This window comes from Clostridium sp. J1101437_171009_A5, assembly GCF_015547905.1.
Lineage (GTDB): Bacteria > Bacillota > Clostridia > Oscillospirales > Oscillospiraceae > Pseudoflavonifractor_A > Pseudoflavonifractor_A gallinarum.
Map to the genome: position 1 here is coordinate 64,653 of NZ_JADMVY010000002.1, position 24,001 is coordinate 88,653.

At 53.6% G+C, this 24,001-nt stretch carries 19 protein-coding genes, 1 CRISPR repeat array and 2 riboswitches; of the genes, 8 read left to right on the top strand and 11 right to left on the bottom strand.

All coding sequences use genetic code 11. The features are described from left to right. Window positions 1-5 precede the first annotated feature (5 nt). Entirely contained in the window at window positions 6-1,808 is a 1,803-nt protein-coding gene (locus I2C21_RS03805) for a GmrSD restriction endonuclease domain-containing protein (protein WP_195278543.1), read from the top strand. A 542-nt stretch (window positions 1,809-2,350) separates the two neighbouring features. Here I2C21_RS03805 and I2C21_RS03810 read toward each other — a convergent pair. Genes I2C21_RS03810 through thiS form a run of 5 tightly spaced genes read right to left on the bottom strand, consistent with a single transcriptional unit; the run spans window position 2,351 to window position 5,828 of the window. Then, complete coding sequence (locus I2C21_RS03810) at window positions 2,351-2,956, bottom strand: thiamine phosphate synthase (RefSeq protein WP_353654772.1); 606 nt, start codon at window positions 2,954-2,956, stop codon at window positions 2,351-2,353. Continuing rightward, window positions 2,937-4,190 carry a 2-iminoacetate synthase ThiH gene (gene thiH, locus I2C21_RS03815; protein ID WP_193539352.1) on the bottom strand — a complete coding sequence of 418 codons (1,254 nt, stop codon included), beginning with the start codon at window positions 4,188-4,190 and terminating at the stop codon, window positions 2,937-2,939. The genes I2C21_RS03810 and thiH overlap by 20 nt, the downstream gene beginning before the upstream one ends. Window positions 4,191-4,207: 17 nt before the next feature. Next, window positions 4,208-4,981: a thiazole synthase gene (locus I2C21_RS03820; RefSeq protein ID WP_101693235.1), complete on the bottom strand. Its 774-nt coding sequence runs from the start codon at window positions 4,979-4,981 to the stop codon at window positions 4,208-4,210. Between the two features lie 16 nt (window positions 4,982-4,997). Next, the gene (gene thiF, locus I2C21_RS03825) at window positions 4,998-5,633 is read right to left on the bottom strand and encodes a thiamine biosynthesis protein ThiF (protein WP_195278545.1); all 636 of its coding nucleotides are present in this window, start codon (window positions 5,631-5,633) and stop codon (window positions 4,998-5,000) included. Continuing rightward, window positions 5,634-5,828 carry a sulfur carrier protein ThiS gene (gene thiS / locus I2C21_RS03830; protein ID WP_193539356.1) on the bottom strand — a complete coding sequence of 65 codons (195 nt, stop codon included), beginning with the start codon at window positions 5,826-5,828 and terminating at the stop codon, window positions 5,634-5,636. It abuts the gene before it with no gap. A 50-nt stretch (window positions 5,829-5,878) separates the two neighbouring features. Then, window positions 5,879-5,985: riboswitch (TPP riboswitch) on the bottom strand. A gap of 46 nt (window positions 5,986-6,031) precedes the next feature. Further along, window positions 6,032-6,140: riboswitch (TPP riboswitch) on the bottom strand. A gap of 534 nt (window positions 6,141-6,674) precedes the next feature. Between thiS and I2C21_RS03835 the strand changes: the two genes are divergently transcribed. From I2C21_RS03835 to I2C21_RS03865, 7 genes are all read left to right on the top strand, one after another. Further along, on the top strand, window positions 6,675-8,018 hold the full coding sequence (locus I2C21_RS03835; protein ID WP_195278546.1) for an ABC transporter substrate-binding protein: 1,344 nt from the start codon (window positions 6,675-6,677) through the stop codon (window positions 8,016-8,018). A 109-nt stretch (window positions 8,019-8,127) separates the two neighbouring features. Then, a complete protein-coding gene (locus I2C21_RS03840) occupies window positions 8,128-9,057 on the top strand; it encodes a radical SAM protein (RefSeq protein ID WP_195278547.1) in 930 nt (309 codons plus the stop codon). A gap of 12 nt (window positions 9,058-9,069) precedes the next feature. Next, window positions 9,070-9,975, top strand: coding sequence for a carbohydrate ABC transporter permease (locus tag I2C21_RS03845; protein WP_195278548.1), 906 nt, complete (start codon window positions 9,070-9,072; stop codon window positions 9,973-9,975). Window positions 9,976-9,987: 12 nt separating this feature from the next. After that, the gene (locus tag I2C21_RS03850; protein ID WP_101693229.1) at window positions 9,988-10,809 is read left to right on the top strand and encodes a carbohydrate ABC transporter permease; all 822 of its coding nucleotides are present in this window, start codon (window positions 9,988-9,990) and stop codon (window positions 10,807-10,809) included. A gap of 20 nt (window positions 10,810-10,829) precedes the next feature. Beyond that, the gene (locus tag I2C21_RS03855; RefSeq protein WP_195278549.1) at window positions 10,830-12,896 is read left to right on the top strand and encodes a molybdopterin-containing oxidoreductase family protein; all 2,067 of its coding nucleotides are present in this window, start codon (window positions 10,830-10,832) and stop codon (window positions 12,894-12,896) included. 4 nt (window positions 12,897-12,900) lie between these two features. Further along, window positions 12,901-13,932, top strand: coding sequence for a radical SAM protein (locus I2C21_RS03860; RefSeq protein WP_195278550.1), 1,032 nt, complete (start codon window positions 12,901-12,903; stop codon window positions 13,930-13,932). Between the two features lie 13 nt (window positions 13,933-13,945). After that, window positions 13,946-14,917 carry an aldo/keto reductase gene (locus tag I2C21_RS03865; protein WP_193539366.1) on the top strand — a complete coding sequence of 324 codons (972 nt, stop codon included), beginning with the start codon at window positions 13,946-13,948 and terminating at the stop codon, window positions 14,915-14,917. Window positions 14,918-15,143: 226 nt separating this feature from the next. Further along, window positions 15,144-18,555: direct repeats of the CRISPR family, unit length 33 nt; unit sequence ATTTCAATCCACGCTCCCCGTGTGGGGAGCGAC. Window positions 18,556-18,718: 163 nt separating this feature from the next. Here I2C21_RS03865 and cas2 read toward each other — a convergent pair. Genes cas2 through cas5c form a run of 6 tightly spaced genes read right to left on the bottom strand, consistent with a single transcriptional unit; the run spans window position 18,719 to window position 23,994 of the window. Next, on the bottom strand, window positions 18,719-19,009 hold the full coding sequence (gene cas2, locus I2C21_RS03870) for a CRISPR-associated endonuclease Cas2 (RefSeq protein ID WP_195278551.1): 291 nt from the start codon (window positions 19,007-19,009) through the stop codon (window positions 18,719-18,721). Window positions 19,010-19,016: 7 nt separating this feature from the next. Further along, a complete protein-coding gene (gene cas1c, locus I2C21_RS03875) occupies window positions 19,017-20,048 on the bottom strand; it encodes a type I-C CRISPR-associated endonuclease Cas1c (protein ID WP_195278552.1) in 1,032 nt (343 codons plus the stop codon). Beyond that, window positions 20,045-20,707 carry a CRISPR-associated protein Cas4 gene (gene cas4, locus I2C21_RS03880; RefSeq protein ID WP_186963779.1) on the bottom strand — a complete coding sequence of 221 codons (663 nt, stop codon included), beginning with the start codon at window positions 20,705-20,707 and terminating at the stop codon, window positions 20,045-20,047. The genes cas1c and cas4 overlap by 4 nt, the downstream gene beginning before the upstream one ends. Further along, window positions 20,704-21,600, bottom strand: a complete 897-nt coding sequence (gene cas7c / locus I2C21_RS03885) for a type I-C CRISPR-associated protein Cas7/Csd2 (RefSeq protein WP_101693222.1) — start codon at window positions 21,598-21,600, stop codon at window positions 20,704-20,706. Before cas7c ends, cas4 begins: the two co-directional genes overlap by 4 nt. A 1-nt stretch (window position 21,601) precedes the next feature. Further along, complete coding sequence (cas8c, locus tag I2C21_RS03890) at window positions 21,602-23,335, bottom strand: type I-C CRISPR-associated protein Cas8c/Csd1 (protein WP_195278553.1); 1,734 nt, start codon at window positions 23,333-23,335, stop codon at window positions 21,602-21,604. Continuing rightward, window positions 23,332-23,994: a type I-C CRISPR-associated protein Cas5c gene (cas5c, locus tag I2C21_RS03895; protein WP_195278554.1), complete on the bottom strand. Its 663-nt coding sequence runs from the start codon at window positions 23,992-23,994 to the stop codon at window positions 23,332-23,334. The genes cas8c and cas5c overlap by 4 nt, the downstream gene beginning before the upstream one ends. Between the last annotated feature and the right edge of the window lie 7 nt (window positions 23,995-24,001).

A 24,001-nucleotide genomic window follows, 5' to 3' on the forward strand; every position in this document is an offset into this window, starting at 1 on the left:
GAATTATGGCACAATATGAAGTGAATAATAGCTCAATACAAACCCTGCTATCATGGATTCGCAGTGGAGAAATTGCCATTCCAGAAATCCAGCGTCCTTTTGTTTGGGACTCCACCAAAGTGCGTGATTTAGTTGATTCACTATATGCCGGTTTTCCGGTGGGCTATATTATTGTCTGGAAGAATCCTGATGTGCGTCTGAAAGACGGAACCATTTCTTCCGGCAAGAAAATCCTCATTGACGGCCAGCAGCGTATTACGGCTTTGCAGGCGGCTATTGTCGGGGAGCCGGTAATCGGCAGCAACTACCGCAAAAAGCGCATCAAAATTGCCTTCCATCCGTTGGAACAGCGCTTTGAGGTGGCCAACCCTGCCATTGAGAAAGACGGGGCCTGGATTCCTGACATTGCCCCGCTCTATCAGCCTGGTTTTGACTCTTTTAACTTTGTGATTGATTACTGCATCAAAAATCAGCTGGATAACAGCAAGCGTAGCGCAGTCAATGATGTACTTACCAAATTGCAGCAGATTCAGAATAACAGTATCGGTGTAATCGAACTGTCCCATCAGCTTGATATTGCCCAAGTCACCGAGATTTTTATCCGAATCAACTCCAAAGGTGTGGTACTCTCCCAGGCTGATTTTGCCATGTCCAAAATTTCTTCGGACGACCGTTATGGCGGAAATCAGATTCGAAAAACCATGGACTACTTCTGCCACCTGATGCAGAAGCCGGAGGACTTTGAGGCAATCCGTCAAAACGATACAGAATTTGCGGCCAGCGAGGACTTTTCCAAAATCAAGTGGATCATCAACGAACATGAGGATATCTATGTACCAGACTATACCGATGTGCTGCGTGTAGCGTTTACGTTCAAGTTCCTGCGCGGCCGGATTGCTGATCTGGTAAGCCTGCTGTCTGGCCGTGACTTTAATTCCCGTGATTATCAGGAAGCCATTGCGGAAGACTCCTTCGTAAAACTGAAGGAAGGCGTTCTGGAATTTGTCAATAAAACCAATTTCCAGCGCTATCTAATGATCGTAAAGTCCACCGGAATCATCTCTCCTGCAATGATCCGCTCCCAGAACGTCCTGAATTTTGGATATGCTCTGTATTTGCTGCTCCGAGCTAAAGGAAAAGATGCTGCAATCATTGAAAAGGTTGTGCGCCGCTGGCTTGTGCTGACAATTTTGACAGGCCGGTATTCTGGATCGCCGGAATCCACCTTCGATTATGACATCAAGCGATTCCAAGCCAACAGTCCCATGGAATTTTTGGAACATACCGAAGCCGGTGAACTGTCTGATGCATTCTGGACCAATATCCTGGTGACCAAACTCGACACCTCTGTGGCCAGCAGTCCCATGTTCCATGTGTTCCTGATGGCACAGGTCAAGATGGGGGATTGTGGCTTCCTGTCAGAACAGATTGATGTGAAATCGCTCATCGAACAGCGTGGCGACATTCATCATATTTTCCCCAAAAAATATCTGCAAAAGTGCGGGATTAAAGAGCGCGGGATGTACAATCAGATTGCAAACTATGTTTACACCCAGTCTGAAATCAACATCAGAATCAAAGACCAGGCTCCAAAAGAGTACATGGCTCAGGTCAAGGAACAGTGCACAGGCGGTGACTCTGTGTATGGAGGGATTGATTCCCTGTCAAAACTGGAAGCCAACATGACTGCTAACTGTATTCCACAAGAGATTTTCAATATGGACTATATGCAGTTTGAGGACTTTCTGGAAAAGCGCCGCAGCCTTATGGCGCAGAAGATTCGGCGTTATTATGAGTTGCTAAAATGAATATCTCTGTACCAATACTGTATATCCTCGTCCGGTTTTATGAGCAAGATACGTAGATCTGTATGGCAAAGAACAGATGAGGCAAACTTTGAAAAGATAGATTCACCGTTTGATGGATCACAGTTACGCTATAGGTAACAAAGGGGGGCGAGGTATGCGATATACCTCGCCCACTCTTTCGTTCAGAAAACAGTGAACTACTATGTTTGCGTTATAGTAAAAAAGAACGGAGTTGGTAAATTAAGGCGATAAGGTGCAATAAGTTTCGCAAATCAAAAAGAGGATAAAAAGAGACAGGGGGTGCAGAACTCTAGTAGGATGAAGTCGCGACACACCATTCTGAGAGGAGACAGCAGACCTTGTCTGAGAAAATCGCACAGCTAAACAAGGGTAGAAGGGAAGAGGGGAGGTACTCCCTGTCCGGGCGTCTTCAGTGCAAGATGTAGACCGAATCCCTAGATTTTGGCAATTATATGGGCGAAAGGAAATGATCTATAATCTGTTACGACGTATAGCAGTAACATTTTCTCGTTGAATTTCATTTAGCCCTCCATGGCTTTCATAAGCCCTGTTACATCCTCGGTTGCCATCAAGCTGCTCATTAAGCAAGCTCCGCTGGCTCCTGCACTACGCACCAAAGCAATGTTATAAGGATAAATTCCACCGATTCCATACACAGGAATATCTACAGCAGCACATACATTCCGCAGGAATTCTAATCCTCTGCCAGGCAGACCTTTTTTACAGTCTGTCTCAAACACATGGCCGGCAGTAATGTACGTACAGCCGAAAGCCTGTGCTTCCAAAGCATCATCCACACTATGACAAGATGCTCCTAAGACGTCGAAATGTGTCCTTTGTTCCTGTGAAAGCTCCCTTAGAAGATGCAGCGGCAGATGGATAGCAGCTGCACGAAGAGACAGAGCAACGGCAGAAAAGCTATGCAGGATACACTTCACATCATATCGACCGCAGATCTCCATGACCGCCGCTGCCAATGTCTCGTATTCTTCCGGTGACATATCTTTCTCGCGGAGGATGATTCCTGCAGGATGGCAGGCTGCAATCCGTTCGACCCTTGTCAGAAAGTCTTCCCGGCACAGTTTTCGGTTGGTGACACACAGAATATCAGACATATACATAATCATTCAGCACTGGCTGTAAACCTTCACCCGACATATCCTTGTACATGGTTTCAAAGCTGCGGTCATCGTCAATCTCAAACTGCTCATCACCCTTAACGGCATCATCCTCTTTGCCGGTGTACTTGCTTTCGTGGTCTCCAATGCCGGTAGAAACGCCAGCGGAAATCTTGGTTGCAGCAATTTTTACAATACCGTTTCTGAACTCTGCACTCTCACGCGAAGAGACGGTAATTCCCACAAATGGAAGGAAGATACGATAGGCACAAAGGATTTGACACAACTGCTTTTCGCCTACATCAAGAGGATTGATCTTGTCGTTGTTGATGATCGGGCGCAGTCTCGGGCAGGACAGGGACATTTCTGCATGGGGATATTTGCGCTGCAGATAGTACACATGAAGTGCACTTGCCAGAGCATCCTTTCTGAAATCGGACAAGCCAAGAAGTGCAGAGAACGCGACACCACGCATACCACCACGGAGTGCTCGCTCCTGGGCATCAAAACGATACGGCCATACACGCTTGTGCCCAAACAAATGGAGTGTTTCGTATTTGTCGGCATCGTAGGTCTCTTGGAACACGGTTACATAGTCAGCGCCGCACTCATGGAGATACTTGTATTCATCGGTGTTCACGGGGTAGATCTCCAGGCCAACCATACGGAAATACTTTCGAGCCAGCTTGACAGCTTCCCCAATATACTGCACATCGCTTTGTGCACGGCTCTCGCCAGTAAGGATTAGAATTTCTTCCATACCGGAGTCAGCAATCACTTTCATTTCATGCTCGATCTGCTCCATAGTCAGTTTCATGCGGTTGATATGGTTGTAGCAGTTGAAGCCGCAGTAAACGCAGTAGTTTTCGCAGTAATTGGCAATGTACAGAGGGGTAAATAAGTAAACAGTATTGCCAAAGTGCTTGCTTGTCTCCATGCGGGCTTTCTGCGCCATTTCTTCCAGAAAAGGTTCCGCGGCAGGAGATAAGAGTGCCTTGAAGTCCTCGACAGAGCAAGTCTCATGGTCGAGGGCAGCACGAACATCACGAGCAGTATAGAAGGAATAATCAAAGGAGTTCATCTGGTACATAACCTGCTGGCAAACATCAGATTCGATGATCTCCATACCCGGCAAATATTCCATGTGATTTTTACGACTGGACGGGTCTGTTTCCAGTTTGTGTTTTTTCTCCAGAGCAGCCGGTGACAGATACTCGGAATCTACAAAAAATTGATTTTCCATAGTCATTCTCCTTCTCCTTAATCACGCAGGAAGCCGGTCAGAGGATCGGAAGCAGAAGCACCACGGGTCAGTACACGGCCCAGACCGGACAGATATGCCTTTCTGCCAGCTTCGATAGCCTGACGGAAAGCAGATGCCATCAGCGGCAGATCTCCGGCAGTTGCAAGGGCGGTGTTCGCCATAATAGCAGCCGCACCCATTTCCATGGCTTCACAAGCCTGCGAAGGTCTACCAATGCCAGCGTCCACGATAATAGGCAGATCAATCTCATCAATGAGAATCTGAATGAATTCTCTGGTTGCCAAACCCTTGTTAGAGCCGATGGGCGAAGCCAAAGGCATAATGGTAGCCGCTCCTGCATTCGCCATATCACGGGCGGCGTTCAGATCAGGATACATATAAGGCATGACAACAAAGCCTTCGTTTGCGAGAATCTCAGTAGCCTTAATGGTTTCCTGGTTGTCGGGCAGCAAATACTTGGTATCACGCATGATCTCTACCTTCACAAAATTACCGCAGCCCAGCTCTCTCGCAAGACGAGCAATACGGACAGCTTCCTCTGCATTTCTTGCACCGGAGGTGTTGGGCAGCAGGGTGATGCCTTCTGGGATGTAGTCCAAAATGTTTTCATGCTCCTTGGTGTTTGCACGGCGAACAGCAAGCGTGATGATTTCTGCACCGGCATCTTTGATTGCAGCTTCAATGAGCTTCATGGAATACTTACCGGAACCCAAAATAAAACGTGAATTAAATTCGTGACCGCCAATGACGAGCTTATCGTTGTTAACCATAATAACTCCTTCTTTCTTATACTTCATATTTGCCTGCGAGGATACGCAGGACGGTATGAGCCTGATGTGCGGCGCAAAGCATAACACGAGGGGCCACTAGTCCAATAGAGTTTGCCACATCGCTGACTTCATCACCGCATAGGTAAAATCGTTTTGTAACTTTTCTTGTTTTAATGGTATTGGGCGTATCTATACCAGCCATGCCGGAAGCCGCAACCAAATAGCACTGGGGTAATTGCTCTAAAACGCCGTTTACAATCATTGCCTTGCACTCTGCATCGTCAAATGCTTCACATACAATATCCGCGTCTTTTAGCAGACGGGCAAAATTTTCCTCTGTGATCTTTGTTGTTACAGCTTGGAGTTCCGTATAGGGGGCAATCTCTAACAGATTTTCCACAAGAGCATCCGCCTTGTAGGATCCGATTTGATTTGCCTTGTATTGCTGTCGGTGCAGATTGGTTATGTCTACACGGTCAAAATCAATCAGCAGCAGTTTACCGATTCCAGCTCTTGCCAAAGCGACGGCGATATTTGATCCAAGACCGCCAAGGCCGCAAATTGCAACAGTTGCGGAAGAAAACTGTTTATGAAGTGTGGCTCCGTGGCGGGCAATCAAAGCATCCGTCCATTCTTTTTTGGAAGGTATCAATCAACCACCTCCCACAAAGCTGACGATCTCCAAACGATCGCCATCTTTAAGAATGGTATCATCGTACTGAGACTTAAATACGATGTCGCCATTTCGCTCAACTGCGATTCGTTTGGGATCATAGGCGGTTGTTGCCAGATACTCCGACACTGTCTTTCCTGCAACATCGAGTTCCGTGCCATTTACCTTTACCACGATTGCACCTCCAAAATAAAATACGGGAAACCTCCGATTTGGACGTTTCCCGCAATACTCACAAAAATCCCTACGTTGGCATTATCCAAATCAGGTTTATGGGTCGAAGGTTGCACCTTCCTCTCAGCCTGTCATACAAGCTCCCCGCTTTTTTAATTGTAAAATAAAAACAGGAGACAACCCTTTCGGATGCCTCCTGTAAAAAATCCTTGTGTATGACTTCCTACGACGGCATTATCCGCATCAGGTTATAGGGTCGAAGTTCGGTTACTTCCTCTCAGCCTGCAAACACAAGCTCCCCTGTATTTATTCGATTAGATATTGTACACCTTGTTTTATGAAAATACAATAGGCTATCTAAAAAAGCACAAAAAACACAAATAGTAAGGAAGTAAAAGAGAACACATAATCTATATGTCTTAGAGAAGGGGCAAATTGGCATCATATCAGGTGTCAATTTTTTCTTTTTACACGGAAAGAGAAGACGTAAGGGAGGAAAACGCAAGCGCGGGCAATTCAAATATCTCATCCGTTTTGCATGTGTGGTCATTATATGAGTTTGGACATGTGTGCGTAGACAGAGGACACAAAAATTTTAAAAGTACAATAATAATACTAAAATGGCACAAAAACATATCTGAATTTTCGATAGAAAAGTGTGGTGGGAAGCAGGAAGGAAGAGGATGGCAGAATCAAAATGGAACTGGATAGAAAGCGTATAAAAATTAAATTTTTCTATATTTGTGCCAGCGATTTATTCGTTATTGCAATTTGAGTTTTCGTTCTAAGTCTGCTATCTTAACTTATGGATTTCCTTGCAACTTTAGAAAGAAAGAGGAGTTTTTCATGGCACATATCTGGGGTAAAAGAATTGGTACCACTGGCCTTGCCACGGTGTTGACGCTCTCAATGGCCGCCTGTGGCGGACAGAGCGCCGGGAGCGATCCTTCTGCGGCACCCACACAGGGGGGCTCGGAGGGAGAGAGCACGAAGGTGTTGGAAGTTTGGCTGCCGGCCAAGGCAACCGATGGCAACGATGCGGAGATCTGGGATGAGGTTGTGGCTCCCTTTGAGGAGGAGCACAATGTGGACATTACCTTCCAGTTTATCTCCTGGAAAGACTATGAGGCCAAGTACAGCTCCGGTATTTCCACAGGGACCGGGCCGGACGTGGGCTATATGTATGTTGAGATGTTCCCCACCTATATCGATGCCGGCGCGGTGGAGGATCTGAGCAACTACCTGACGGAAGAGGATTATGCCACCTATACGACTCTGACGGACAAATACAAGATCTTCGGCAAGTTCTATGGTATCGCCCAGAGCGGTCCCCAGGCGGTCAGCGGCCTGGTCTACAACAAGACCATTCTGGACTCCATCGGGGAAGAGGCCCCCAAGACCTGGGATGATGTGATCCGCATTGCCCAGAAGGCCACCCAGGATACTGATGGAGACGGAAAGATTGACCAGTACGGTGTGGCCCAGGGCTGGGGCCAGACCTTCTATCAGGACCTGAACTGGAACTGGTATAACTTCATTTGGCAGGCCGGCGGTGACATCTTTGACGACGAGGGCAAGTGCATCATCAACAGCGAGCAGGGAATTGCGGCCGCGCAGCTGCTCTATGATCTGAAGAATACCTACAATGCCCTCCCTGAGGACACCATGTCCCTCATCAACAACGAGGCCTTTGACAACTACTTTGTGCCCGGAAATGCGGCCCTGGCCTTCGTGGGTACTTCGGAGAGCACCTTCAACAAGCTGGCCGACGGGGACTTCGAGTACGGCTTTACCTATGACCTCCAGGGCCCCAACGGCGATATGGGCGCCCGTGCCAGTGTGGACCAGATCGTGCTCATGTCCGCCTGTGAGGACAAGGAGCTGGGCTGGGAGCTGGTCAAGTACATGACGGGCCCCGAGGGAGGCGCCAAGTACCGCGAGCTGACCGGAAGCGCGCCCTCCACCGTGGGCGAGGAGGATCACGGCTATGAGGTGACCAAGGAGGCCCTGGCGGCCAGCCTGGATACCTCCATCCGGCCCATCAAGGCCGCCCGCCGTGCCACCGAGGTCTATGACTTCCTGTGGAAGACCCTGCAGGAGATGATGAACGGAAACGTCAGCCCCGAGGACGCCATGAACGAGGTGGCGGAATTCGCCAACAGCCTGGATTACGCTGCTCCGGCCAACTGATCGGCTGGGATTTCTGACAAACAGATTAAAAAACAGGCAAAGCAAGGCGGACGCCTGCTTTGCCTGTTTTTTTGGAAAGGCGGTTTTCTCAATGTATCCTGAAATCTACATGGATATCCTGAACAAATGCAATGCCCGGTGCAAATATTGCCTGACCGGTCAGGCCAACCGGACTGGATACAGCAGCCGGTTTCCGGCCTACTACATGGATGTCCCTACCTTTGACCGTCTGGCCCGGCATATGCTGGACCATCAGATCATGACGCCGGATGCGCTGTTCCACATCTACAACTGGTATGAGCCCACTCTGAACCCCCATCTTGCGGGGATTCTCAATTACATGCGGGAGCATGGGCTACGGGTGGACATGAGCACCAATGCCGGGCGCTGTATGGATTTCTCTGGACTGGGGGACTGTGGGCATATGGAGAGTATCCTCTTCTCTATGCCGGGCTTCAGCCAGAGTTCCTACGACCGCATTCACGGGTTTGATTTTGAGCAGGTAAAGCAGAACATCTGTACCACCATGAAAGAGCTCCGCCAGAGGGGCTTCAAGGGAGATGCGTATATCAATTTCCACCTCTACCAGTTCAACCTGGGGGAGATCTATGGCGCCAAAGCGTTTGCCGATTCGGTCGGACTGCGTCTCCACTCCATTTTCGCCTACTTCAACGGTTCGGGAGAATTTGAGCCCTACCTGCGCGGTACGCTGAGTGCCGAGGAGATGAAAGACGCCACCCGGGAGATCTTCTTCGGGCATCTCTATGAGCTGGAGAAACACGCGGAGAAGTACCTGGAACAGTTTGTGGAGCCGGAATCCATCACCCTGAGTGAATTCTGTAATGTCATCCCGGGCCGTGGCTGTAACGATGAGTCGAAGGTGTGCAGCATCTTTGATCTCCACAGCTATGAGGAGGTCAAAGCGGTCTACGACAGTCTGGCCGCAAAGCGGGGCAACGATCCCATTTACCGGCAGATCCATCTCTGGGCCCACAGCTATAAACTCTCCATGAATCATCTCTTTGGAATTCCTGATTAAGGTGGTGCAGTTATGTCAAAGGAGTTGGCATATCCCCGTCGGCAGAAACAGGACTGGAGCTCCTACCTCTACATCCTGCCCATGCTTGCCATTGTGATCTTTTTCTGGATTATTCCCATCCTGATCTCAGTGGTGCTGAGCTTCACGCAGTATAACGCCCTTTCTACCCCTCACTTTAATGGAGTGGAAAACTATAAAGCGCTGTTTGAGGACCGCATTTTCCGTCAGTCCCTCATCAATACGCTGATTTTTGTCATTACGGTGGTGCCGGGACAGACCATCCTGGCCTTTTTGACGGCATCCTGGATCGACCGGAAGGGGAAAAACCCCGCCACGCAGTTTGTGCGGTGGGCCATGTTTATTCCGATCCTGGCCTCTGTGAGCATTGTGGGCATTGTCTGCCGTATCCTGCTCAACAATCCCAGTTCTCCGCTGAACACGCTCTTTTCTCTTTTCGGGCTCAATCCCTCCCTACTGCTGGGCAGTGAGAAGGCCGCCTTTCCCACTCTGATCGTGATCGAGATCCTGATTGGGTCGGGCTACTATATGGTCATCTATCTGGCGGCCCTGTTGGATATTCCCCACAGCTACTATGAGGCGGCCAAGATCGACGGGGCCAGCCAGTTTCAGATCTTCTGGAAGATTACCTTCCCGCTGATGCGGCCCATGACCCTGCTGGTCATCCTGCTGGGGAGCATCTCGGCCTTCCAGAGTTTTGATCTGGTGTACACCATGACGGGAGGTGGACCGGGACGCTCCACGACCATGACGGCAATGGTCTACCTCTATCTGTACAGCTTCAAATACTCCAAGATCGGCTTCGCCATGGCCATCGGCAATGTGCTGATCCTGGTGATCGCTGTGCTCACCATCGTGCAGCGCAGACTGGCTGGCCGGAAAGAAAATATACTGTATTAAGGGGGGAGAGACATGAAAAAAGGATATTCCAAGGTGCTGAGTGCACTGGGGTATGTGTTTTTTGTATCCCTTGCACTCTTGATGCTGCTCCCCTTTGCGTATATGCTGGTCTGCTCCCTTCAGGAGACCTATTCACCCTATCTGATCAGCTTCAATCCGGCGGATTACACGCTGGACAACTTCCGAAAGACCTTTGCTGTGAGTGGCTTTTCCCTCTGGGTGCGCAACAGCATCGTGATCTCCTTAGCCGGTGTGCTGCTGACCCTGGCGGTGTGCAGTCTGGGCGCCTTTGCCTTTGCCAAAAAGCATTTCCGGGGAAGCCGGGGACTCATGAACTTCCTCATGATCTCGATGGCCATCCCGTTCACCGCCACGGTGGTTCCCCTCTGGCTGATGATGGGGAAGCTGAAAATGATCGACAACTTTTTCCCGCTGATCGCCCCCATTCCCTCCATGCTGGGACTGCTCCTGATCCGGCAGGCTATCCTGGCCCTGCCCAAGGAGCTCTTTGAGAGCGCCCGGGTGGATGGCTGCCGGGATTTCCGGATCTACTGGAACATTGTCCTGCCGGTCATCCGGCCCATCCTGATCACGGTGGCCATTCTCTATTTTGCCCGGAGCTGGAACAGCTTCCTCTGGCCCCTGATCATCTCCAATACCGACGCCACACGGACCCTCCCGGTGGGACTTGCCTCCATCCAGGGGACCCACACCATCAACTATGGCATCACCATGGCCGGGGCGCTGATGAATTTCCTGCCGCCCTTTTTGGTGTATGTCTTTTTCCAACGCTATTTTATTGCCGGAATTGCCGGAACAGGAATCAAAAACTAACTGTTTGGGAGGTTACACAGATGCAGATGCAAACGATGACCTGCCGCTTCTGCGACCGGGAGTGCCATATGGCGGTGTCACTGGATGCCGCCGGCCGGCCAGCGGCCATCCGTCCGGCCCATGAGGAGGGAACCATCTCCTGCCCCACGGGGCTTCATGCCCTGGAGCTTATAAACCATGCACAGCGGGTAAAACACCCCCTGCGCCGGGTCGGACCGCGGGGGAGCGGCCAGTGGGAGGAGATCTCCTGGGACGAGGCCTTTGACCTGGCGGCCCGGGAGCTTCAAAAGACCCTGGATCAGATGGGACCGGAGGGACTGCTCTTCATCAAGGGCTTCAACAAGCCGTTGCAGAGCGCGGTCTTTGACCGGCTGGCGAATCTGCTGGGGGTACCCAACCGGCTGGGTGCAGGGAACATGTGCCATCAGGCCCAAGCCCAGTCCTTTGTGGACACCTTCGGCTTTCCGGCGGACCGGCGCATCACTGCGGAGACCCGGACGGTGGTACTCTGGGGCTCCAATCCAAGCAATACCATGCGCTGGGTGCAGCGGGATATTGCCGAGATGAAACGGGCCGGGGGACGTCTGGTGGTTGTAGATCCGCTGCCTACCCGGATGACCGAGCTGGCCGATCTCTGGCTGCCCATCCGTCCCGGCACGGACATGGCGCTGGCCCTGGGGTGGATGCGCCTCATTTTGGAGGAGGGTTGGGAGGATGCCGACCTGCTCAGCCGGTGGGCGACCGGCCTGGAGGATATCCGCAAGGCCTGCGCGCCCTATACGCTGGAATATACCGCGGCCATTACGGGCCTTGCACCCGCGCAGATCCGGCAGGGGGCCGAGTGGTTTGCCTGTGCAAAGCCCGGCATCCTCTTTGGCGGGAATGCGCTGGACCACAACTGGGACAGCTATCAGAAGGGACGCTGCCTGGCCATCCTGCTGGCGCTGACCGGAAATGTGGATGTCCCGGGGGCGGCACTCCATGCGGCGCCTCCCTCTGGCCGCAACCCGATCCGGACGCCCCGGCTAACCTGCGCAGACCGCTTTTCCGCCGCCCAGCGGGAGCGGATGTGGGGCTGGGACCGCGCGCTGCTCCCCACCGCCCGGCAGACCAGCGGGCAGGCTATGCTCCAGGGGATCGAGGCAGGGAAGCTCCGGGCGGGCTGGGTGGTCGGCGGCGACCCGGTGGTCATGTGGGCGGACAGCCGCCGCACGCAGTCGGTTTTGCAGTCCCTGGACTTTCTGATGGTGCAGGACTTTTTCCTCACGCCCACCGCGCAGGTTGCCGATCTGGTGCTCCCGGTGGCCACTTATCTGGAGTATGAAAACCTCTTCTTTGAGGGGGACGGGAGCATCCAGCACCGCCCGGCGCTGGTGTCCGGCTCGGATGCCCGCAGCGATATGGATATCATCAACGAGATGGGAAAGCGGCTGGGACTGGCGGATGCGTTCTGGCCTGACATGGACGGGTTCTGGAACTTCCTGCTGGAGGGGAGCGGAGTCACGCTGGAAGAGCTCCGCACCGCCGGACGGCTGGAGGGGGACGGGACCAAGCGGCAGCCCGCACCCCGGGGATACCGGCAGTGCGGATTCCCCACGGCCGATGGAAAGATCCACCTCGCCCTTCCGGAGCTGGAGGAGCAAAGCGGCGGAAGCGTGCCCAGGTATCGGCCCCTCCCGGATCCCGATGAGGCATACCCCGACCGCTGCACGAACTACAAGTCTCCCTTCTTTTTCCACTCGGCGGGGCGGCAGATGCCGGGACAGCGTACCCGGCAGCCAGACCCGGTGGCCTATGTGAGTGAAGATGTGGCCGCGCGGGAGGAACTGCGCGAGGGGGACTGGGCCCGGATCACCACACCGACCGGGGAGACCTGTCAGCGGGTGCACATCGGACTGGGTATGCCTGCCGGCACCATTGCCCTGGCCATCGGCTGGTGGGACACGGATGCTGCCGGTGAGCGGGATGTGCTGGCCGGAAACTGCAACAACCTGACGTCGGACCAGACCCTGCTCGGCGGGGAGATCCAGGCGTTTTCCTGCCGCGGCATTCCGTGCAGGGTGACAAAAGAGGAAAGGGTGGACTGAATTTATGTGTCTGGAGCGTACCGATCATCGGAATCCACAGCGCTTTGAGGAGCTCTATCACAATGTGGTTCCCGGCCGTTATACCGAGATCTACATGGATGTGACCAACAAATGCAACGCCATGTGTAAATACTGCAAGACGGGACAGGCCAATCTCTGCGGCGCGAGCCGGGAGGTGCCGCCCTACTACATGACACGGGCGGAGTTTGAGCGGCTCCACCGCCATCTGCTTGACTACAACATCATCACGCCGGACTGTATCTACCGGATCTACAACTGGTATGAGCCCTCCCTCAATCCCCATCTGCCCGATCTGTTCAACTATATGCACGAGGTCGGGATTCGGCTGGATATGAGCACGAATGCGGGAAAGGCCATTGATTTCTCCCGGGTGGAGTCCTGTGAAAACTGGTATGGTATCCTCTTCTCCATGCCGGGATTCAGCCAGAGCTCCTATGACCGTATCCACGGCTTTGATTTTGAAAAGGTCAAGGCCAACATCCGCGCTACCATGGAGGCCATCCGGGCGCGGGGGTTCCATGGATATGCCATGATCAACTACCATCTCTACCAGTTCAACATCGGCGAGGTCCGCGCGGCAAAGGCTTTTGCCGACGAGCTGGGCCTGGGACTGCACACCATTTACGCCTATTTCAACGGGACTGGGGGGAATGGGGACTATCTCTCCGGGACGATGGACCCGCTCTATCTGCGGGATGCCTCCCGGGATCTGTTCTTCTACCACATTGATGAGCTGATTGCCCACAAGGAGGAATACTTCCGGGAGTTCAATGAGCCGGAATCCATCACCCTGAGCGAATTCTGCAATGTGATTCCCTGCCGGGGCAGTAACGACGACGACCGAATCAAGAGCATCTTTGAGATCACCAGCTATGACGAGCTGCATGGTATTTACGAGGGGATCTTTGCCCAGCGGCGGAAGAATCCCCAGTATGGGAATGCCTGGGTCTGGGGGCACAGCTATAAACGCTCCTGGAACCATCTGTTCGGTTTTGCAGACAACACACTGATCTGAGGAGGAGAGTTCCATGAAGCGAGTAGAGCTGGGACACAGCGGGATCGAGGTCACCGAGCTGGGATACGGCTGCATGATGTTTGGCCCCAAGCTGGAACAGGAAGAGGCCTTTGCACAGCTGGATGCCTATCTGGAGCGGGGCGGCAACCTGTTGGACACGGCCAACATCTACGGACGGCGCAAGATCGACGGCACGGGCCGCGCGGGGAGAAGTGAAGAGATCATCGGAGCGTGGCTCAAGGAGCGGGGATGCCGGGATCAGGTCGTCCTGGCCAGCAAGGTGGGATTTGCATACCCGGGCATCTCCTACGGGACCTCCGCCCGCCAGATCCGGGAGGAGTGTGAAAAATCCCTCCAGCGGCTCCAGACCGACTATCTGGACCTCTATTACCTCCATACCGACGATGAGAATACACCGCTGGAGGAGACACTTTCTGCCATGGATACCCTGGTGCGGGAGGGAAAGGTGCGGGCCATCGGCGCCAGCAACTTCAGCGCCTGGCGGCTGGAGCGCGCCCGTCAGATCTGCCAGGCCAACCACTGGACACAGATCTGCTGCATCCAGCAGCGGTACTCCTATCTGCGCCCGAAACAGGACGCGGCGTTTCCCGGCCAGAAGTATGTGGTGGAGGACCTGCGGGAATATATCCGGGATACGGGGATCACACTGCTGGCCTACTGCCCTCTGCTGAAGGGCGCCTATGTCAATCCGGAGAAGCCCTTCATGGCCCAGTATGTTGGAGCAGATGCCCAGGCACGTCTGGCGGCGCTGGATCAGGTGGCCAGAGAGACGGGGTACAGCAAGGTTCAGATCGTCTACTACTGGCTCATGCACCAGGATCCGGCCGCCATTCCGCTGGTCACCACCACAAATATGGCCCAGTTTGAAGAGGCAATGGGGACCCTGAAGATCCAGCTCAGCAAGGAGCAGCTGGACTTTCTCTCTGCGGCTGGAGAGGGAAATGTGGGCGGCGCGGCGAAGTAAGCGCTGGGAGTGTGACACAGGTTTTGATGTAAAAGATGAGCCATTTGTCTCTTCCATTTTTAGCTGGAACGCGTTCATAATTGGAAAAGTGGATATAGTGGTCAATCATCTTTCTATGATAAGGCCCCCTGGTGTAGGAAAATAGACTACATCAGGGGGCCTTTGTGTCACTGCTTCCCGAGTGGGGAGCGACGTTGGTTCGGGAGGGATACCGTAGCCACAAGTTATTTCAATCCACGCTCCCCGAGTGGGGAGCGACAGGTGGTTGCGCCCCCGCTCAGTGACCGCCGTGAGATTTCAATCCACGCTCCCCGTGTGGGGAGCGACCCTGGAGGAGCTGGCCAGGATCTGCGGCTACAAGATTTCAATCCACGCTCCCCGTGTGGGGAGCGACTGCTAAACGCCGTTTTGCCATATTATGACATGACATTTCAATCCACGCTCCCCGTGTGGGGAGCGACAAACTTATTTTTAAGAAAAGCGCCAAAAATTAAAATTTCAATCCACGCTCCCCGTGTGGGGAGCGACGTACGGTCAAGTCCACCGTGCCTCGACCGGAGGGCATTTCAATCCACGCTCCCCGTGTGGGGAGCGACGCTATTATATGTACTATACTGCATAGTTTATTGATTATTTCAATCCACGCTCCCCGTGTGGGGAGCGACAGTACCACAAGTGGTTCCACAGCCATAAGCATAGGATTTCAATCCACGCTCCCCGTGTGGGGAGCGACTCAGCGCCTTTACCGCCGCGGCAACATGGGCCGGTATTTCAATCCACGCTCCCCGTGTGGGGAGCGACGGGTCTGTGTAATAACGAACTGAATCAGGTTCCGGAAGATTTCAATCCACGCTCCCCGTGTGGGGAGCGACACATAGGCGGTGACTTTGTAGATGCCTGGCTGTTTATTTCAATCCACGCTCCCCGTGTGGGGAGCGACGGTATCCGGGATTGCTGGACTCCAGAGCGGTCTTATTTCAATCCACGCTCCCCGTGTGGGGAGCGACGTAGTCGCCGGTTCGAGTCCGGCCATCGGGTAGATTTCAATCCACGCTCCCCGTGTGGGGAGCGACTATGGCACTCCAGTTTTTGCCATTGATTGTAGCGATTTCAATCCACGCTCCCCGTGTGGGGAGCGACACTGCTTGGCCAGGGCGTCGGTCTGGTCCTTCACATTTCAATCCACGCTCCCCGTGTGGGGAGCGACGGTTGGATGCCATTTCCTCCAACCGCTGGAGCGTATTTCAATCCACGCTCCCCGTGTGGGGAGCGACATTTTTAGTCGTCCTTTCTTTTGTTAAGCAGCCACATTTCAATCCACGCTCCCCGTGTGGGGAGCGACTGGGACAAGAGGCCGTTGCCGTCGAAATTGACGGTATTTCAATCCACGCTCCCCGTGTGGGGAGCGACGTAAGCGATGCAGAACAAGCCGTTGAGGATGCCCAATTTCAATCCACGCTCCCCGTGTGGGGAGCGACTGTAAATTCTTTTCCACCTTCAAAGCTCCAAGTAATTTCAATCCACGCTCCCCGTGTGGGGAGCGACTTCAGAGAAAGCGTTTGTGCTATATGGCAACACCAATTTCAATCCACGCTCCCCGTGTGGGGAGCGACACATCACCACGACTAAAGCGATCAAGGATGACATATTTCAATCCACGCTCCCCGTGTGGGGAGCGACTGCGACACAAGGCTTTTCAGTTCTGGCCAAAAGTATTTCAATCCACGCTCCCCGTGTGGGGAGCGACCCTCTCCACGATCTCCAGCCGCCCGTCCCCGGTATTTCAATCCACGCTCCCCGTGTGGGGAGCGACACGCGCTCTCCAGGATTACAGCCGCGCCCGCCTATTTCAATCCACGCTCCCCGTGTGGGGAGCGACCACGGGAGGCCGCGCTTGCTTTAGTCTGCTAAAGCATTTCAATCCACGCTCCCCGTGTGGGGAGCGACCTTCTCCTCTAGTGATAAAATGATGAATTCCAGTAATTTCAATCCACGCTCCCCGTGTGGGGAGCGACTGGTCTGTTAAATCGCCCTCAGAGGCATAGGCGAATTTCAATCCACGCTCCCCGTGTGGGGAGCGACAGAAGCAATCGTCGCTGTACTTCTTTATTCTGACATTTCAATCCACGCTCCCCGTGTGGGGAGCGACTCCGGCCCCTGCCGGGTGGTGTACCTTGGAAACTATTTCAATCCACGCTCCCCGTGTGGGGAGCGACATTTGCCGCATCCCGCGAGCGCATTATAGAGGACGGAATTTCAATCCACGCTCCCCGTGTGGGGAGCGACTCAAACTTCTCAGTCCAATTTTCATACTCTTCATATATTTCAATCCACGCTCCCCGTGTGGGGAGCGACAAAAGTGGGGCATGGTAGAAATTCCCAGAGAAATATTTCAATCCACGCTCCCCGTGTGGGGAGCGACTTGTGCAATTATTATAAACAGGCCACTATGCACTATTTCAATCCACGCTCCCCGTGTGGGGAGCGACACGGCGGGGCTTTTGCCCCACCTTTTTTTATTAATTTCAATCCACGCTCCCCGTGTGGGGAGCGACGGCGCTTGGGCGTCTAATTGCCTTGGCGGAAAATATTTCAATCCACGCTCCCCGTGTGGGGAGCGACGCACGGGAGGCCGCGCTTGCTTTAGTCTGCTAAAGCATTTCAATCCACGCTCCCCGTGTGGGGAGCGACCATATGTTGTGTTATTTACAATTGTCATTCCTTCTGATTTCAATCCACGCTCCCCGTGTGGGGAGCGACTCCGGCCCCTGCCGGGTGGTGTACCTTGGGAACTATTTCAATCCACGCTCCCCGTGTGGGGAGCGACGTCCTGCACCTGTCAGGCCGTCCAGCACCAGCAGGAGATTTCAATCCACGCTCCCCGTGTGGGGAGCGACGTCGGCCTTTTTAATATGGTTGGCAGAGCGTCCCAATTTCAATCCACGCTCCCCGTGTGGGGAGCGACTATTATATGTACTATACTATACAGTTTAATCATTATTTCAATCCACGCTCCCCGTGTGGGGAGCGACTTTACCACCGCCAGACAGTGGGCCGCGCCAGTCGGATTTCAATCCACGCTCCCCGTGTGGGGAGCGACGCCGCCGTCTTTCGTCTACTTGTTGCAGGGGTGACAATTTCAATCCACGCTCCCCGTGTGGGGAGCGACAACGACTTTGCAACTTTTGCTATGAATAAGTTATATTTCAATCCACGCTCCCCGTGTGGGGAGCGACTATCGCGCCCATGGTCTTATATACCCACCTGCCAATTTCAATCCACGCTCCCCGTGTGGGGAGCGACCGGCTAAAATAAAACCTAATATCAGATTACATATTATTTCAATCCACGCTCCCCGTGTGGGGAGCGACGGCTAAAATAAAACCTAATATCAGATTACATATTATTTCAATCCACGCTCCCCGTGTGGGGAGCGACAGCGGCCCGGCTCTCCTCGCCGGAGGTGTACCTTATTTCAATCCACGCTCCCCGTGTGGGGAGCGACGTTCGCACAAAGGTTCTGTCAAGACCACCGTTTTATTTCAATCCACGCTCCCCGTGTGGGGAGCGACGGATAAAATGGAAGTAGAACCCGCCTGAGAACAATTTCAATCCACGCTCCCCGTGTGGGGAGCGACAGCAGATATGTACAAATACACACCTGTAAACTTATAGAACTTAGATAAAATTTAGCGTATCTGAGTAAGTCTTGTCAGACGACACTGCTTCCGCGCCGCAAGAAAGGGCTCTATTCCAGTGCGAACCTCCAGGGGAATATGTGACTGCTGGCTCTTCGCACCATTATAGAATCAACGGCTCTTCCGGGAGATAAGAGGATTTACAGCCAAAGTGCTCAATTTTGTTTTCATATCGCTTCCCAAGATAATAAAAGCGCAGACTGTCTTTTTCCTGATCAATAATGGAAAGCAGCTTTGCCTGCAGCAGTTTGCATTGGGCCGAATCCAGCAGACATTCAAATACCGAGCATTGGACCCGCTGCCCATAGTTGACACATTGCCTGGCAATTTGGCGCAGACGCCTGCGTCCGGCGGCATCTGCTGTATTGACATCGTATGTGATCAGTACCAGCATAGCATCCTCACTTCCACAAAAAGGGTGGATAGGCCTCCAGGTCACCTCTGAGATATCGGGTCAAAAGAAGTGCCTGAAGGTAAGGCACCAATCCCCACGGCACTTTCTCTCCCAGAAAAGGATGAGTCAGGCTATCTTTTTTGCGCGCCTGCCAACGTTGGAGAAAAGTACGTCGTCCACTCTCGTTGAGCAGTACACTACCATTTTCGTGATAGATAAAATCTGATTTCTGAAAGACACGGTTGTTGATGCAGGTCAAAACAAAACGGTCTGCGATACAGGGACGAAATTCTTCCATCAGATCCAGTGCCAGGGAACTGCGGCCCGGCCGGTCTCGGTGGAGAAAGCCCACGTAAGAGTCCAGTCCCACGCTCTCCAAAGCCCAGGTGCAGTCATGGGACAGCAGGCTGTAGGCAAAGGAAAGTAGGGCATTTACCGGATCCAGAGGCGGTCGGCGGCTACGGGTCTCAAAGCGAAACACAGAACGGTCCCCTAGGATCAGTTGATCGAATACACCAAAATAGACGGTGGCCCCGGCCCCCTCCAGCCCGCGCAGGCTGTCCAGCTCTGTCACCTGCAAAAGTTGGGGCAGCATGGCTTTCAGCTGGCCGGACACCTCCCCGAGCCGCTGGTCATCTACCCGGAGTCCGTGGTCCCGGCGGGTGCGTTCGATGCTCCAGCGGGCGTTGTGGACCTTTCCGAACACCATTGATCGGGCAATAGTGCAGCTCTGCGCTGGGTCGTCTGCCGCTCGGTACTGGGTTCGGCGTAGCAGTACATTCCCGTTGGCTTCACCGGTGACTCGGGCCAAGAATTTCCCCCGGGGCGTACAGAAGGACAGGGAGATCCCGCGCTGGGCACAGGCTCCCATTAGGGCGGGAGAAGCACCGGGATAGGAAAACGTGAGAATGGCAGACAGGGTGTGAAGGGGATAGCGGGCCACAGGGCTCTTTTCCCGACTGGCCACCACATTCTCCCCATCTAGAGAGAGGTAGATGTCCTCTGAGGTCACAAACAAGGTGTTGAGCAGATGTCTCATGGTTCCACCTCCATGGCCTGACGTAAATAGGTGTCCACATCGTTCCCCTTCAGTAGTGCGGGCAGGCAGAGTTCCTGGAGGGAACAGGCATTGCAGGACTTGGAACGCCGTACTTTAGGGGTATGTCCCCGACGGTAGAGCTGGTGCATCTCCTCCAACATCGTCTGCACTTCTTCCCGCAGCTCTGCAGAAAAGGGCACTAACGTCCGCCGCCGGGTTTCGCCATAGAAAAGGGCTCCTTCCGGAACGGCACAGCAGAGCATCTCCTCCAGGCACATGGCCTGGGCGCACAGCTGTAGTTCGTCGGCCCGGTGGGATTTGGGTGTGCCTCGCTTGTACTCTATAGGAAAGGGAACCCACAAGCCCTCTTCCCCGCGGAGAGGGACCCCGCTAATATCTGTGCGGAACTCCACCACATCACACTTTCCAGAGATTCCTAGGGTGGGGGAGGCCACCGGCAACCCGCGCAGGATGAGGATATCTCCTCGGCGCTCCCGTGACTGCTCATCATGGGCCCGGCGGTGAAACAAATCGCCCTCTACTGTGCGCAGATTTTCTCTCCACTGCTGCTCAACGTGGATCAGTGCCCACTGGCGTCGGCAGAAGGCAAAGTGCTGCAAACCGGACAGCTGGAGGAAGTCCTCCTCGGTGTAGATCACCCCATGCGCTGACAGGTGATGCCGGCCGGCAGGGCGGCCTCATCCACGGAGACGGTATAGTCCTGATAGGAACGGGCGGGGGAGGGGTCATCCGGAATTTTGCGGGCAACTGTCACCGTATCAAAGAGCTTCCAGGCAGGAGCACAGCCCAGTTCGCTGTCGTGCTTAAAGACGATCAGTTCCCGCACTGCCATCTTGCCACGAGCAGCAGAGTGATCATGCTCAAACATATTGAGAATTGCATCCCATAGCAGAGACAGGTCCTCCTCGGAGAAACCGGTGGTCTTGCGGGCCAGATTGGCAGAGATATAGCCCTCACAGCGGTAAAGACCATATGGGACGATGTACTTCCGGCCCATTTCAGTCCCTTTTTTCTCGGCATCAGCTTCTGTGGTAATGGCTACACGAGTGATGGTGACTTCCTGAGGTACCACGGGCTCCACACTGCGGGCAAAACCCAGCTGTACCGGGCCGCGCACCTGACCGCAGTTCAAGGCTGCTTTTACGAAGGTAGTCATTACTGCGCCAAAGGTACGGATATCATAGAAGTTAGCGCACATCCAATCTCGGATCTTCCGGTCCAAATCGGGGTCAGCCTTCTTTTTCTCCTTCACATTTTTTTCCGTGATATCCAACTCGGTGTAAGCCTCTCCATCGCTGCGGTTCAGGGGCACACCGTCCTTTACATAGATGCGGTAACCAGTGGCATCCTCCTTCACCGTCTCCACATAATTGCGGATTTTTCGCTTGAGACACACATCGGTCACGATGCCCAGACCAGTTTCCGGGTCCACACGGGGCATATTACCGGCATCGGGATCGCCGTTAGGGTTGCCGTTTTCTACATCGAAGAGGATAACGAATTCATAGCGGTTTTTGATGGGCTCAGACATATTACTTTTCCTCCTTTTTTTCAAAGCGGCTCTGGGTCTGATGGTAATATCCCAGCTGGAAGGAACCCTGCTGGGGCAGATTCAAGCGCGGAGGGTAGACTTCTCCGAGTTTGGAGAGCAGAGCGGTGATTTGTTTATCGTAATAAGTACGTAGGCCTGCATCCAACTTCTTCAGATGTTTCTGCGCCAGATTCAGCAGGATTGGGAACACAATGGCGGGGGTAGCGGAGGCAGAATTGAAGTACTTGTCCTTGATAGTGGTGTTGATGCCAGGATTGGCGCTGGACTGGACGGCTTCCAGTATGGAGAAGAGCCGTCCCAGGTTATAGGGAACATTGGTACTGTCTGGATTGAGCGACACAGTCAAAACCTCCTTTGGGACATCTGGATGTATATTTTTTAGGTAGTAAGCCTTGAGAATGGCGGCTCGGCCACGAGTTACGCGGTGCTCTGCTCGGATACGTAGTGCCACGCCGTTGAGCAGGGTGGCCGGATAATGAGTATTGGTAAGGACAGAGCGCAGTACCTCGCCAGCCATATTGGGGGCCGGGCTCTTGTCGCGGCTGTTCTGATTGACAGTCTCGTCCAGCAGCTTCCACATGGGGAGTGTGTCAAATTTATCATAGGTGGGCTTGGTGATTTCCAACCGTTGCTGGTGAGCCTGGGTATTGCGGAGGAAGGCCCCAAAGCTGTTGCGCAGGAAAAAGCGTACCGAGAGCCGGGCGGCATTGGGGGAGAGCCCTAAGATATAGAATTCCATGTCGGGGTCCAACCGTGTCTCGTCCAGGTCTACCGCCATACCATTGCACAGATTGTTCAGCGCCCCCTGTAAATCGGTCAGCGTGTAAGATGGCTCTGCTCCAAAAAGGGCCCAGCCCATCAGATTCTGATAGACATCCCCACCACATTTGGCCCAGCAGACCACCGTGGTATCTCCCATTCGGTAGACGTGTTCCCGATCAGAGAGCAGGTGATTGAGGGCGGTGGTGTAGGCAAAAGCAGCGTATTTGCTGGTAGGAGCATTATAATTTTGCTCCTTACCATAGGAACAAAAGGCAGGCGCGTTGAAAGACACCAGGGCTGCTCCACTGGACTGGGCGCCCTGTACGTTTTTAATGGAGGGGTGGACGCTCTCTACTGCTCCGCGGTTTCCTGTGACCAAGCAGACCATCTGAGGACCATCCTCTTCCGTCTGATAGTGATCGTCCCAAGCCTGCCGGACTGGCATATTTTGATGAGCAAAGGCCCCATCACAGCGAAATACAAGATTGCCTCCGGCCATAAGCTCTTCCCAGCAGACAGACAATGCAGGGTGACTGGCGGCTTGCTCCGGTTGCCATGTCCGGAAAAAGGCAAGCACAGCTTGGGCTGCGGGGCTATCTACTCCTTCCAACAGCTCCTCGTGGAGCTTCTTACACGCCTGAAAACACTCCAAAGTTCGCTGAGGCTTTCCCTTATTGTCCACGCCCAGCAGATAACTGGAATTATCACAGAGGAAATTAGCGGCAACTCCACTCGAACGTTTTACTGGAGCCGGAAGCATCATGGGCTGAGGTGCCAGTACGGTCTTTCTCCCCTTGGTTTGCTCGGTCTGGATGGAGACCACCTGTTCCAGCGTCCCGTCTGCTCCAATGCACAGAGCAAAAGAGACTTTGACCTCGCCCCAGCCGGGCGGAGAGATCCTGCCGCTGTCAGCCAGCATGCGATAGTATTCTGTCAGCGCTTGTAGGATCATCGGCGCACCTCCTCGCTGTCCCAAGGGGGAATCTCCAGTACTCCATCCCGCAGCACTCCCCGGAAAAAGAGGGGGGTGATATTCTCCGGGTCAGCATAGTCCATGTCATAGAGCATCCAGCCCAGATCTCGCTCTCCCTTCAGAGCATCGGGACAGGGAGGAATTTTCTCACACATACGGAATTGAGCAGGAAACTCCCGGCAGCCGAAGCAGGGCTGGTGGTAAAACTGTCCCTTCTGGATCCGTCGCTTTACGATGTCCTGGAATTTTCCTGGATTATCTCCCGGTACAGCCTTTTCTGTCATCTCAAAATGGGCTTCGATTACATAGCGGACTTCCCGCAGCAGTAAGGCGGCTCGTTGCTGGATTTCCTGCGAGGTACTGAGGTACAGCTCTCCCTTCCCACGCTCCATCACTGTGCGGGCGGTGCGAGCGGAGATGGTAGATTTCACCTCATTGCGCCGCAGATTGGTAAAACGGATGGGGGTACAGACGTGAATGCGGTCAATGTACCAACGCATACCCGGGTGCCAATAGATGGCCTCAATCAAACCCCGGGCAGCCGAGGGAGTCATCACGTCATAGCTCACCCGTTCTACCTTCATTTCCGGGCGGGTAAAGAGGGCGTAGTCTCCCCAGACCTCCAGCTTGATGGACATAGGCGTC